Raw genomic sequence first — 13379 nt, 5'->3', positions numbered from 1 at the left:
TATTCTTAACAACAAGAATATCGATTTGGCGTTCCAAACCAGAGATATTCCTGGCAATAATATTTGCAAAAAATAATCCGGAAATGTTTCTACCGTATGATTTGAGAAGAATGTGGAAATGGTAGAATGTAGATTTTGAAAAACCTGTTAGTAATTTGCCTAAACGGGAGGAATTGATCTGACTATATTGTAACAGGACGTAATGTTACAATTACGTCCTGTTAAATTTACTTTATTTCAAGGGTTGTGGCTTTACACCTTCATTGGTAATAACCACAGGATTGATCATTCCTTTGTCATCAAATGTCATCACATCAACACAGGTAACACGGTGATTACCATCTGTTTCAGTTAATGGACGGCGATGGTATACAATATACCACTGGTCTTTTCCAGGTACTTTAATCACTGAGTGGTGCCCCGCTCCGGTACCAACTTTTGGGTCTTGTTGCAATATTTTGCCAATTCGTTTGAAAGGTCCAAACGGAGAATCTGCTATGGCATAAGCAACAGAATAATTAGGTCCAGTCCATCCGCCTTCCGACCACATAAAATAATATTTTCCATTACGGATAAACATAAACGGACCTTCAACATAACTTTCCGGTGTGATTTCTTTGAAGATTTTTCCATCTTCGAAAGGAATAAATCCTGTGAAATCATTTTTCAATTTCGCCACATTACAATGTTTCCAGCCACCGTAATAAAGATAGTATTGCCCATCTTTATCTTTAAATACAAATTGATCTATCGGCTGTGCACCATTGTGGAATTTATCAATCAACGGTTTCCCCAAATGATCTTTGAAAGGCCCTTCCGGTTTGTCAGAAACTGCCACACCTATGCCTCCGCTTTCGTTGTCACTTTGAATATCATTTGCTCCGAAGAACATGTAATATTTTTTATCTTTTTCAATAATAGATGGCGCCCAAAGTGCTTTTTTCGCCCATTTAACATTTAAAGTGTCCAAAACTTTTGGGTGCTTGGTCCAGGTGACAAGATCTTTGGATGAAAATGCATCCATAAAAACCTGGTCTTTGTAAGGAGCGGAAAATGTTGGATAGATCCAGTATTGATTTCCCCGGGGTTTGGAATTGAAAATAATGCCCTCAGGATCAGCGTACCATCCTGTAAACACAGGGTTCCCGGAAGTTTTTTTTGTGTCCTGGGCGTAGGCATTGGCAGTTAAAACTAAAAGAGAAAATAAAAGAAGCTGTTTTTTCATAGATCAGATTTTTATTGCAAGTTAAGCGGAGTAGGAGGGAAATCAAATTTCTCACCTCTCAATATGAAATTCCAGCTCCACCGCCACCAAAATCTCCGCCACCAAAATGTAATTGATCTCCTGCCGGCGATTGTCCAAATTGATGCGCAATAATTATCGCTTCCAGATTAGCAAAATTCTGGCTGTCATCTTTTTCATCAGAGACGCCAAATTTCGGAGTTTTTAGATAATTGATTAAGAATATTGTGAGCAGTATTAATGCTAAACCTGCCACAGTCAGAATAATTTCTACCGGGATGATGTCGAAATAATAGCAGTAAGTAAAAACTGAAAAGGCTGTTGTTAACAGACCGATAATCAACAAGATCCGATCCTTGTTTCTCAGCCCGAAAAAAATAAAAATTAGCGGAATGGCAGTAGTTAATATATAAAATAATAGGGAAAACGGAATTTGCGGAGCGATGGGTGTACGTAAATCCGAGAGTAACGCATTTCCTTCTCTGACCACATAATAATTCCCTCCCAAATAGAATACGACCAACGAAAATATTTTTATAACCGTTTGACAATTAGCATAATAAACTCCATAATTCACTTTGTTGAAGTAATATATGACAGCTGATATCAGCATAAGGAAAAAAGGTAAAAACGGCTTCAATTGCGGACTTGCAATAATAATGTTGGCAAACATCACATACAACGCTCCAACACTTATAAATGCAATTAAAATGTCAGCATAACGAATCAGAAGAACGCTGTTAACAACCAGTATAATCAGACAATACTGCCAGATTTTTAAATGTTCAAATGTTAAGAAAACAGGAATAAGCGTTGCAACTTCTGCCATATAAAGCAATGCGTTATCAATGCCGGAATGAAAAAGCTTGCGATCTTTAATTGAATATTCCAAGGCAAAAAAGTAGCTTACGGCACATACAATGCTTATTACGGTAAAAATTTTATCAGTACTGTTTTCCAGAAAAAACAGAGAAATGAAACCCGAAAAAAATGACCCAGCCAAAATTGTAAACAAAAAAAGACCGGTTTTAACAAATATTCCGGGCTTGTAAAATGCCTCGGGAAAATCGATGGTTATCTGTTCCAATTGTTTTGTAGTAATCAAATTTTTTCTATGCCATGACCGGCTAATATTTTGAATATTAAGATTGGTGATCCAGAGTTCGTTGTATGCCTTTTTCATTTTTTAAGTCCGAGGATTTTTTTTACGTTCAAAAGGAATAATAGCACGCCGACACTCGTAAAAAGAAAGTAGAATATGCTTAAACCGGCAAGAATGGAGTCGGGTAAGAAGATAAATGCTGCGTATGTTACAGCGATATATCCATAAATAACACCCATCAATAAGAATAGCAGAGATTGGGTTTTCCTGGCGGTTTGTATTAAAAATGTACACAAAGCTGCCGTAATTAAAAAATAAATGATTTTGGGATCATTATTGAACAATCCTGCCAATCCGGCAATCGCTGCAAGGTTTCCTCCAAAAAGAATATAGGTAAACCTAAAATGACTTTTCCAATCACTTTTCTCTGAAAGCCAGCTGATTACTACTAACAATACACCGAGAACAATGCTTGTAATAATGATACCTGGGGCAGTAAAATCATTCTTCTCTAAAACAGACAACGGTGAAATCGTCAACCCTAGCCAGGAAGCAAGACCGGTTATGGCCATGGAAAGTACGGCGCGGTTATCGAATCTGTATGCGCACAAAAAGAAAAGTACGGTTGGAATAAATATTGCAATACCATAACGGGTACCAAAAAATTCATATTGATATTGTAAGTATCCTTCAAGTAGCAGAAATAAAGTGCAGCCAAGAATTAACACGTATTCTGAAAATGGCTCCGTGTTTTTTATAATTCCTTTGCTGAAAGGTTGTGCATGCTTAAAAAGATAATAAAAGCAAGCAAGGATGGATACCGCAATCAATGCAATAATGGCCTGATGACCGATTGTATCAATGTTTTTATAAATCAGAATTCCTAAACCAGTCGTCAGCAGTGTGATGCCAAGATAGAGGATGGCGCGAAGTTCGCGGTGGATGGAAAAAGATTTGGTTCGTTCATATTCAGCAATCAAAATTGCTTGTTCTTCCGGTAAAATTCCTTTCTGAGTGAAACTTTCCAGAATTGATTTGGTCGTCATTGCGTGAGAAATGAGGAAAATGTGTAGAAATAATTTTTAAAGATAATTGATTCTTGGAATCTGTATATTGCCAGTTAATAAGTAGTAAAATATGAAGTTATTTAAATGCAGTAATTGCGGCCATGCCGTCTATTTTGAAAATATTTATTGTCAGCATTGCCATTCTTCTTTGGGCTTCGAAACACAAGAGCTTAAACTATACGCGCTTAAACCGGAAAATAATAAATCGTTTAAACTTATAAACCAAAACGGTAATCAAAGCTCCTATAAATATTGCCAGAATCACGGACATAATGTATGCAACTGGTTGGTTCCGGTAAATGGCAATTCCCCGTTTTGTGTAGCCTGTGAATTAAACAGAACCATTCCGTATTTAGGACAAAAGGATGATTACGATAAATGGTACCGGGTAGAAACTGCTAAACGCAGACTGATACATTCTTTGTTGAGATTCGGTCTGGAAGTTAAAAGTAAAAATTCTTTTGGGCTGGGAGGAATTATGTTTGATTTCTTATCCGATAGAAATGCTACGAATGGGCAAAGGATTCTGACCGGACATGATAATGGTTTGATAACCATCAATATAGCAGAGGCTGATGATATCTACCGTGAAATGTCAAGAAATCAGATGAATGAGGTTTACCGCACGTTGCTTGGTCATTTCAGACATGAAATCGGACATTACTATTGGGATATTTTGATAGGCAAAACAAACAAATTATTTCTTTTCAGAAATTTGTTCGGAGATGAAAGAGCAGATTACGGTTTTGCCCTGCAACAGTATTATTCTAATAAATCATCACAAATCTGGAAAAAACAGTTCATCAGCAAATACGCCAGCGCGCATCCCTGGGAAGACTGGGCGGAAACCTGGGCGCATTACATGCACATCGTCGACACACTTGAAACGGCTGATTCCTTTGGATTGAATGTCAGACCGCGTGTGGTGAGGCCGGAAGATGATATGAATACTTCCTTTGTCGACCCTTATACCGTTAACAATTTTGATGAAATCATTGACATGTGGCTTCCGCTGACTTTTGCGATGAATAGTTTGAACAGAAGTATGGGTTTGCGCGATTTGTATCCTTTTGTAATAAGCAGAACCATTAAAGAAAAGCTGCGATTTATTCACGAAATTGTGAAAGAGGCTGGCGGAAGAAAGCAATTAAGTTAGAATTTTTTCGATTAAAATCTTAATACGAAATCCTCTTTGACTTGTTCTTTTCTAAAAAAAACCAGACCTATCCAGAATAAGTCAACTGTGAGTGTTACTTGCGGATGCGATTTAATGTATTCCCAGGCTTGCGTCATTTCCTCTGACCAGTAAATGTCATCAAAAATAAAGATTGAATCATTTTTGGCATAGGGCAGACAATCCTCAAAATATCTGACCGTAGGCTCGTAGCGATGATTGGCATCAAAGTACGCATAATCAAGTCCGTTGGTAAATTTCTTTAAATGCTCAGGCAAAGTTTCATCTATGTTTCCCAAAACAATTTCTATGTTTTTAGAACCTGACTTTTTGAAGTTGCGTAAAGCTACATTAGCAGTTTCCGGACAACCTTCAAAAGAAATAATCTGTGAATCCGGTTTTGCTTTTGCCATGTAAAGCGTGGTGAGCCCAAGAGAGGTACCCAGTTCCAGCAAACTTTCAGGTTGGAAATGACGGATTAAACGATGAAAAAGTTTCCCAAATTTTTCAGGCTTTTCAGCGTTTTTAGCAATCGTTTTTATTTTTCTAAGATTGGATTTATTGATACGCGATCCTGCTCCAAGATCCAGAATCTCAATTTCTTCATTAGAAGCCAGCAGCTCTTTTCTTAATAACTTTAAAGCAGAATAATCAGGATGATTTTCTTTTTTGTCTTTTATAACCTTGGTATATAAATCAAAAAGAAAAGGAGAGTGAATCGAATGTTCATTTCCTGAACGCAAAAGGTACTTAAAGTAAGCAGTAATCAATTGAAGAAATTTTTATGAAATGTTGGCAGCAATAGAAATTGCAGGAATGAAAAATATCAGTTTAAGCGATAGGGAACTACCAGCGCAAAAGCAGGAATAATAACACGAAACTGCCGGCCATCCAAAACTCTTTCCATTAAATATGTACCGGCCATTTTACCAAGATCTGTACGCAAATTACAGCCTGAAACATAATCGTGAACATCGCCAGGCTCCAAAACAGGTTGTAATCCTACAATTCCTTCGCCTTCCACTTCGCGCACTGTTCCGTTGGCGTCATAGATAAGCCAATGTCTACGCAGCAATTTTACGGTGTGTTCACTATGATTTTCAATAAGAATCTTGTAGGTGAACACATAATGATCCTGCCTTGGATTTGAGTAATCAGGCTGATATTCTGTCAATACTGTGACTTTTACGCCATCTGTCACTTTCGAAACCATACGGATTGAGGGATAGTGTTGAATATCTTGATTAACAAAATTGTTGGTATGTCTTTTGTTAAACTTCACTATTAACGAAAATAGTCATCATTTACTGATAAAAGCAAATCAAAAATCAATTAATTTGGATTTTAATTAATAATAAAAGTATGGATGTTAAAATAGAAGAGTCGTGGAAAAAGCGCCTGGCGGCGGAATTTGAAAAACCATATTTCGCAGCCGTGACGGATTTCGTAAAAAGTGAGTACGCGACTAAACAAATATTCCCACCAGCGAAGCAAATCTTTAATGCTTTTAACTATTGCAGCTTCGATGCTTGTGAGGTTGTGATTTTAGGACAGGATCCGTACCATGGTTTTGGACAAGCAAACGGACTTTGTTTTTCTGTAAATGATGGTGTAAGAATGCCACCTTCTCTGCTGAATATTTTTAAAGAAATAAAAGACGATTTGGGCAAACCTATTCCAACAACCGGAAATCTGGAACGCTGGGCGTCACAAGGCGTTCTACTATTGAATTCGACTTTAACCGTTGAAGCCGGCAAGGCAGGTTCTCATCAAGGAAAGGGTTGGGAAACTTTTACGGACGCGGTTATCAAATGTGTTTCTGATGAAAAGAAAAATGTTGTTTTTATGCTTTGGGGGAAATATGCTCAGGATAAGGGAAAGGTAATTGATGAGAGCAAGCATTACGTATTGAAAGCCAAACATCCGTCTCCAATGGCTGCCAACTATGGTGGATGGTTCGGAACCAAACATTTCAGCAAGGCGAATGCTTACCTGGAGGAAAACGGATTGAAACCAATAAACTGGTAATGGATATAAGAAAAAAAGAGTCGGGAAGCCCGACTCTTTTTAATAATTTTCACTCCTATTACTATTAAATAATTACTTTTCGATATCGGAATTCATTTCCAATACTTTGTCCCAGTGGGACTCATTGCTTTTCACAAAATCATTGCGATATGCATTTGAAGCATATTGTTTAGCAGCTTCATCTGTGCGGAAAGTCAAATAATGAATAACATCGTATTCACTTTTGTTTCCATCAGTTTTTTGAACTCTGCCAGCTGAATAAGCAACTACGTCTTTCACATTATTTTTCAAAACTGCAAAATCACGCATTTCTTTTTCCATTTCTTCGCTTGTTGTACCAGGTTTAAATTTGATACAAACAATACGCTGTGTTTCAGCTGCTTTGTGAGGAACGTATGCTCCGTAAATGATAAGCATAAACACGCTTAGCATAAATACCGGTACTAAATATCCTATGGTTTTATTTTTAGTTCTCATCTTTTTTGGACTTATATAACAGTCATATCTTATTGTTAAACAAATGTAAAACAAATATTTATAATTGCATTATTTCTTTAAATAATATTAATAATATTGTTTTTGCAGTGTTTTTCAAAATTAATGATATGCTAATTCAATATGGATAGAATTTTATTTGGGTGTGTTTTACGGTAATGTTTTCGAGTTAACTAGGTACGAAGTATTTAAAAAGTATTGATTTGATAAAAAAAATGTGAAAAGCTGAAAAACAGCTTTCCAGCAAATATGGATTGGTTACTTTTTTTGGAAAATCCAGTATAAACGGGATAAAATGACATCTTTTTTAGCTCCCAAATTATCTATGGAAACCCACGTTGATTTAACCGAAATATTTTTGAAAAAAAATCACTTTTTTTTCAAAAAAGCGCTGATTTTCTTTCTGTTGGCATTTTTTCTATTCCCAAAATTGGGATTTTCGTCAACCTGGGGATTTTGGGCGCACAAGAGAATTAACAGATTAGCAGTTTATCGCTTACCTCTTGATATGCAATACTTTTACAAAAAGCATATTGATTATCTGACGGAGAATGCAGTAAATCCGGATCGGCGCAGATATGCTGTGGTTGGAGAAGCGGAAAGGCATTTCATAGATCTTGATGTTTATGGAGATAGTGCGATACAAAAACTTCCTCATTATTGGCCAGCAGCAATTAAAAAAATTGGAGAGGATAGTTTAAGAAAACATGGAATTGTTCCATGGTATGTGCAAACGGCTGCTTTTCAATTGACGGAAGCTTTCAAGGACAAGGATCCAAAACGAATTCTGATGATCTCTGCGGATTTAGGTCATTACGCAGCAGATTCAAATGTTCCCTTACACACTACAAGAAATTATAACGGACAGCTTACCAGGCAGGAAGGAATTCACGGATTCTGGGAAAGCAGACTGCCGGAGCTTTATGCAAATGACTATGATTTGTGGGTAGGCGAAGCTAAATACATAGTAAACCTGACGGATCAAATTTGGTTTTCCATGAACCGTGCGCATATAGCGGTTGATTCTGTGTTTCTTTTTGAAAAAGAATTGACCGAGTCTTTTGAGACTGATAAAAAATTCAGCTATGAACTTAGAAATAATATTCTGGTCAGAACCTATTCAGAAGAATTTTCAAACCAGTATCATATGAAATTGAAAGGGCAGGTAGAGAGGCAAATGAAAAATTCTATCGAGATGGTGAGTGACATTTGGTTTACGTGCTGGATCAACGCCGGACAACCGGATTTGAAAGAAATTGCCAATTTTTCTTTTGATGATAAAGATAAAAAAACAGAAGTCGCCGAACAGCAAGGCTGGTTACGGCGACTTCTTAATATCAGATCAGAAAGTGATCAGTAATAGTGTTATGATTTAAAAACAAGTTTTTTCATGTATTCGGCGTCGTTGCCAATACTTGTCAAGACGGGTCCTGGATATTCTTCCTGTTCAACGATGAATTGTGTAACTCCGCTGTCAGAAGCCACTTTCAACAGACTTGCAAAATCAATTTCCCCTTTACCCAAATCTGTTGAATGATTTTCCGGTTTGCTCACAAGATCTTTGATGTGCACAAGGTCATAACGGCCGGCATATTTTTTCAAATGTGCCGCTGCATCCTGTTTTGCGGCAACAATCCACATCAAATCCAGTTCATAGTGAACAAGCGATTTGTCTGTTCCGTCCAGAAGAATTTCCTGTGGAATTTTACCTTCAAGTTCTTTGAATGAATAATCGTGGTTGTGATATCCAAATTTGATACCCACTTTATTACAGATTTCTCCTCTTTTGTTAAATTCTTCTGCACGTTTTTTCCATTCATCCAACGTTTTCTGTGGACCGATGTATGGCTGCAAAATATAAGACAAACCAGCTTCCTTAGCTTCTGTTGCTGCTTTTTCAAGATCTTTGGTCGTGTCAGCATGCGTACTTACTGTCACGATGCCCAACTCGTCCATATATGCCTTGTATTCTTTTGGCGTCAATCCCCATAAGAAACCCTTGTCGCCGGCATAACTTTCAAGTTTTTTGTATCCTAAACCTGCGATTTGTTTTAATACACCTTTTGGATCGGCACCGATAATGTCGCGTACGCTGTAAAGTTGCAATCCAAAATCAGGAATTGATGGAGTTCCTGCGCCTGCGGATGCAACACCCGTAGAGTCGGTACCTTCGGAAGATTTTTCTTTTGATCCTCCACAAGCTGCTAGTGTCAAAACCAATGAGCCAGCGGCTGCGGCTCCTGCTGATTTTAAAAATAACCGGCGGTTATAAGTCATAAATGCTGTTGTTAATATGAAAAGGTAATATTTTGTTCAATTTTTAAACTAGCAATTGGGCCGTTTTATTTCACTTTTTGAAAAGTTGTGCGGAAATATTTAACGCTTTCTGCCACCTCAGGGCCATTATTTTCCCAATGGTATTCATATTCAACGGAAATAGGTCCTTTGAATTTCTGGCGTTTAAGTTCCGCGATAACACCATCCACTTTGCTGTCACCTTTTCCCCAAACTACGTCATGATATTTTCCGTCTGGTGTATCTTTAACTACATCCTTAAAGTGCAGTCCAAGCACATGACCGTTCAATTGTTTCAAACAAGCAACCGGATCAAGACCCGAACGTACCCAGTGACCAATATCGGAACAAGAACCAATAAATTTACTTTTGGCAGCATATTTCAGCACAGAATCCGGAGACCAGTAATGCGATGGTTTTGGGTGATTGTGTAGTGCAACATTAATTTTGTATTTATCTGCAAGCGGTGCAATGTAGGCGAATTGTTCAGGTTTTGGTTCTGTATCAATATTCAGAATGCCCATATCTTTCGCAAATTCAAATAGCGTTTTCCATTCTTCTTCGTTTGTAGCGTTTACTACGCCGAAAGCAGTGATTGTAATTCCGTATTTTTTTAGAAGATTTTTAACTTCCTGACGTTTTGCTGTATCCATTTTAAAATCCATATTGCCTTCGACACCGCCTCCAAGTTTTTGTCCCGGAAATGCTTCAACATATTTCAGGCCGCAACTATCGATTTTTTTCAGCGCTTCGGCAAAGGTGAAAAGGCGAAAAGTGTAAGATTGTGAACCAAGTTTCCAGCCGGATTTGTCTTCTGGCGCATTTTGTGCCGAAGCAGATAGCCCGCAGGCTACAAGTAAACTGAATAGCAAAGTAGATTTTAAGAATTGCATAGAATTAGTATTAGATAAGAAATAAACACTTAAAAAAGATAAAGTGCAATGTGAACTACTCGATAATACAATTAATCAATTCCAAAATGTTTGGCTGCTAAGGTTTTAGCTTTTACTATTTTTATCAATATCTGCTTCAAGAAATTTCAGTGTAACTAATAACTGGCCCAAATGGCGCATAGTATGCTCGGCTGCATGGAACAACAAACCTAAATGTGTGGATGGAACTTGTGCGCGCCCAACCATTCTTACTTCCAAAAGTGTTGAAGAATCTGTGTTTTCTATTTGCGTTATTGCAATCAAAAACTGTTTGTTCAGATTTTGTAATAAATCATCAAAACTACAACCTTCAAAAGGAGCTTTTCCTTCTGATCTTAAATATTCCAGTTGTTTATCTGTAAGCGATTCGCCTCGTGCATACGTAAGAAGCCTGTCGAGCACGCCTGCCAAATGCTGCATATGAAAACCAACGGAAGCTAATCCGGCAGGTTTTATCCATAATAAGTCAGAAGGAAAGTTTTGACCAAGTTTGTTAATTTCTTCCTGAGCCTGTAAAAGCGCGTGAGCAGCTGGCTGCAAATGGGGAGGGACGTTTGGAAGTGGTCCACGTAGCCAGACTTCCGGTTTTTCAATATTTTCCATGTGGAAAAGTAACAAAAAAAGGGACTCTTTTACAAGTCCCTTTTAATTCATATTTGGTGTCAGAAGTCTGACTGATTATTTTGCAATATCAATCTGTACTGCTTTTCCTTTGATTGTGTTACCGTCCATGGCACGTAGTACTGTGCGTGCATCACGTTCAGGAACATCAACGAAAGTGAATTTATCATAGATATCGATCGCGCCGATTGTTTTACCAGGAATGTTTGCTTCACCAGCAATTGCTCCAACGATATCACGAGGCATGATATGATCTTTACGTCCAAGACTTAGGAACAAACGAGTCATACCTGCTTCCGGTGCTGCTGTGCGTTTTGCTTCGCCATCACGTTCACGTGGTGCACGAGATTCGCCAGAGCGTTCTCTGCTTGCAAAACGGTCAGAGCTTGGTCCGCGACGATCTCCTTCGCGACTTCCGCTATCACGAGAACCTCTTTCAAAACGTCCGCCGGTTGATCCGCCGGATGAACGACGTTCGAAACGATCGCTTCCGCCTTCACGACGACCTTCTCCGCCACGTCTTTCTTCCCATGCCAGATTACTGTCTGAATATTCGTTTTTCTGAACACCCATAATTTGTTTAGCAAGAGCAGCTACGATTTGTTCGGTTGTGAAACCGCTGTGACGTAACATTTCCAATACATCTTCGTAAAGATCTGTGTCGCCTTCCTGGATTGTAGCAGAAATACTTTCTACAAAACGAGCTTTACGAACACCAACGATATCTTCGTAAGAAGGAATAACGCCTTTTTCGATTTTTACTTTTGTATAGTTTTCAATGGTTTTAAGACGGAATTTTTCGTCACGTGCAACCAGTGAGAAAGCTTTTCCGGACATACCGGCACGACCTGTACGGCCAATTCGGTGTACGTAATATTCTTCATCCAAAGGAATGTCGTAGTTGATTACGCCATCAAGTCCGCTTACGTCAATACCACGTGCAGCTACGTCTGTCGCCACAAGAATGGTAGTAACACCCGCCTTGAATTTGCTCATTACGTTGCTACGTTGTTGCTGGCGCAAGTCACCATGGATACCTTCTGATGCGTAACCGCGAAGTTGTAATTCTTCAACGATTTCGTCCACTTTGCGTTTTGTGTTACAAAATACAAGAAGTGATTTCAAATGGTACATATCAATCAGACGTGTCATTACTTCAACTTTCGCCTGAGGTTTTACTTCGAAACAAACTTGTTCGATATTAACATTAGTAAGCTCGTTACGAACAACTTTAATTAAAATCGGATCGTTAAGGAAGCGTTTTGTGATTGACATAATCGGCTTAGACATTGTTGCCGAGAAAAGGATCGTCTGGCGATCTTCCGGCATGTCAGCCAATATGCTTTCGATGTCTTCACGGAAACCCATGTCCAACATTTCGTCAGCTTCATCAAGAACCATCATACGAACTTCGTCAAATTTCAAAGTACGACGTTGCATATGGTCCATCACACGGCCAGGAGTTCCTACAACTATATGAACACCTCTTTTTAGGGAACGGATCTGGCGATCAATTGAATCACCACCGTAAATTGCTTCAATTCTTATTCCGCGCTGAAATTTCGCAAGTCTTCCTAATTCTTCGGAAACTTGTACAGCTAATTCTCTTGTAGGGCAAAGTATAAGTGCTTGAACAGCAGTATTAGAAAGGTCAATACGTTCAAGTACAGGTATTCCAAAAGCAGCAGTTTTTCCTGTTCCTGTTTGCGCCTGACCAATTACGTCAGAACCTTGCATTACAGCTGGAATTCCCTGTGCTTGAATTGGAGAGGGTTTCGTAAAACCCATTTCAGTTAAGGCTTTAAGGATGTTTTCTGAGAGTCCTAAATCAGCGAAGGTCTCAAAATCTTCAATTGTCTCAATTGTTTCAGTAGTCATCTATCTTGTTATTATTAAAATTCTTTAAAAATTATTTTATAAGAATTAGAAGTCAGTAGGTTGCCGGCAATATCAATCCAATATCCTTCATGACGAATATCAAATTCAATATTGAAAACCTGCACAATTTGAAATCATGTCTGATTGTTAAGGTAAACCGCGAGAAACCGGTTCGGTACAACAACGCTGATGACTATCAGTATTTTAAATCTAAGGGATTGCGCTAAGCCCACCACAAGACATCCGTGGGGCTCTGCATGACGAAACGGGTGAAAAACCAACCAGGCGTTTTAAAGGTTGGTGGCGCTAAAACAAAAGTGCCGAACCGTGTATGAAGCAGAGAAGCGAACGGATGTTCGTTCTAATTTTTTACAAAAGTACAAATATTATTTTATATGTCAATAGGTTAAGGAAAAATAATTGTAATATTTTCAGAAATAAAAATTAGCTGCGTGAACCGGGAGATTAAAATAGTATCTCTGAATGCCTCAAAAGCCTTCCTTCCTGAATTTTTCACATTGTTACTTTTTTGTATTTAGCCCGT

Annotated in this window: 13 protein-coding genes; 3 read left to right on the top strand and 10 right to left on the bottom strand. The window is 38.2% G+C overall.

All coding sequences use genetic code 11. From position 1 onward, the window contains the following. Positions 1-232: 232 nt before the first annotated feature. The 3 genes from IEE83_RS14510 to IEE83_RS14500 are packed head-to-tail and all read right to left on the bottom strand — an operon-like array spanning position 233 to position 3391. Complete coding sequence (locus IEE83_RS14510; protein ID WP_194121264.1) at positions 233-1225, bottom strand: glycoside hydrolase family 43 protein; 993 nt, start codon at positions 1223-1225, stop codon at positions 233-235. A gap of 58 nt (positions 1226-1283) precedes the next feature. Continuing rightward, positions 1284-2426 carry a hypothetical protein gene (locus IEE83_RS14505; RefSeq protein WP_194121263.1) on the bottom strand — a complete coding sequence of 381 codons (1143 nt, stop codon included), beginning with the start codon at positions 2424-2426 and terminating at the stop codon, positions 1284-1286. Then, positions 2423-3391 carry a DUF2157 domain-containing protein gene (locus tag IEE83_RS14500; RefSeq protein WP_194121262.1) on the bottom strand — a complete coding sequence of 323 codons (969 nt, stop codon included), beginning with the start codon at positions 3389-3391 and terminating at the stop codon, positions 2423-2425. The genes IEE83_RS14505 and IEE83_RS14500 overlap by 4 nt, the downstream gene beginning before the upstream one ends. A gap of 91 nt (positions 3392-3482) precedes the next feature. Between IEE83_RS14500 and IEE83_RS14495 the strand changes: the two genes are divergently transcribed. Then, positions 3483-4568 carry a zinc-binding metallopeptidase family protein gene (locus IEE83_RS14495; protein WP_194121261.1) on the top strand — a complete coding sequence of 362 codons (1086 nt, stop codon included), beginning with the start codon at positions 3483-3485 and terminating at the stop codon, positions 4566-4568. Between the two features lie 11 nt (positions 4569-4579). Here IEE83_RS14495 and IEE83_RS14490 read toward each other — a convergent pair whose 3' ends face one another. Both IEE83_RS14490 and apaG read right to left on the bottom strand, forming a co-directional pair. Then, complete coding sequence (locus tag IEE83_RS14490) at positions 4580-5356, bottom strand: O-methyltransferase (protein ID WP_194121260.1); 777 nt, start codon at positions 5354-5356, stop codon at positions 4580-4582. Positions 5357-5412: 56 nt separating this feature from the next. Further along, positions 5413-5799 (bottom strand): Co2+/Mg2+ efflux facilitator ApaG/CorD, encoded by a 387-nt coding sequence (gene apaG, locus IEE83_RS14485; protein ID WP_194121259.1) that lies wholly within the window; start codon positions 5797-5799, stop codon positions 5413-5415. Positions 5800-5948: 149 nt separating this feature from the next. On the opposite strand from apaG, the gene ung reads away from it, so the two are divergent. After that, positions 5949-6614, top strand: a complete 666-nt coding sequence (ung, locus tag IEE83_RS14480; protein ID WP_194121258.1) for a uracil-DNA glycosylase — start codon at positions 5949-5951, stop codon at positions 6612-6614. A 72-nt stretch (positions 6615-6686) separates the two neighbouring features. Here the strand turns inward: ung and IEE83_RS14475 are convergent, their stop codons facing one another. Continuing rightward, entirely contained in the window at positions 6687-7091 is a 405-nt protein-coding gene (locus tag IEE83_RS14475; protein ID WP_228101813.1) for a Dabb family protein, read from the bottom strand. 313 nt (positions 7092-7404) lie between these two features. Between IEE83_RS14475 and IEE83_RS14470 the strand changes: the two genes are divergently transcribed. Next, positions 7405-8469, top strand: coding sequence for a zinc dependent phospholipase C family protein (locus IEE83_RS14470; protein ID WP_194121257.1), 1065 nt, complete (start codon positions 7405-7407; stop codon positions 8467-8469). A gap of 5 nt (positions 8470-8474) precedes the next feature. Here IEE83_RS14470 and IEE83_RS14465 read toward each other — a convergent pair whose 3' ends face one another. From IEE83_RS14465 to IEE83_RS14450, 4 genes are all read right to left on the bottom strand, one after another. Then, the gene (locus tag IEE83_RS14465) at positions 8475-9386 is read right to left on the bottom strand and encodes a sugar phosphate isomerase/epimerase family protein (RefSeq protein ID WP_194121256.1); all 912 of its coding nucleotides are present in this window, start codon (positions 9384-9386) and stop codon (positions 8475-8477) included. A gap of 65 nt (positions 9387-9451) precedes the next feature. Continuing rightward, positions 9452-10297 carry a sugar phosphate isomerase/epimerase family protein gene (locus tag IEE83_RS14460; RefSeq protein WP_194121255.1) on the bottom strand — a complete coding sequence of 282 codons (846 nt, stop codon included), beginning with the start codon at positions 10295-10297 and terminating at the stop codon, positions 9452-9454. Between the two features lie 105 nt (positions 10298-10402). After that, positions 10403-10939 (bottom strand): DinB family protein, encoded by a 537-nt coding sequence (locus tag IEE83_RS14455; protein WP_194121254.1) that lies wholly within the window; start codon positions 10937-10939, stop codon positions 10403-10405. Positions 10940-11014: 75 nt separating this feature from the next. Next, positions 11015-12835 carry a DEAD/DEAH box helicase gene (locus IEE83_RS14450; protein WP_194121253.1) on the bottom strand — a complete coding sequence of 607 codons (1821 nt, stop codon included), beginning with the start codon at positions 12833-12835 and terminating at the stop codon, positions 11015-11017. Between the last annotated feature and the right edge of the window lie 544 nt (positions 12836-13379).

This window comes from Dyadobacter subterraneus (assembly GCF_015221875.1).
In the GTDB taxonomy this organism is placed as follows: Bacteria; Bacteroidota; Bacteroidia; order Cytophagales; family Spirosomataceae; genus Dyadobacter; species Dyadobacter subterraneus.
Note: the sequence above shows the minus strand (reverse complement) of the source record. Positions and strands in the feature narration are given on the sequence as shown.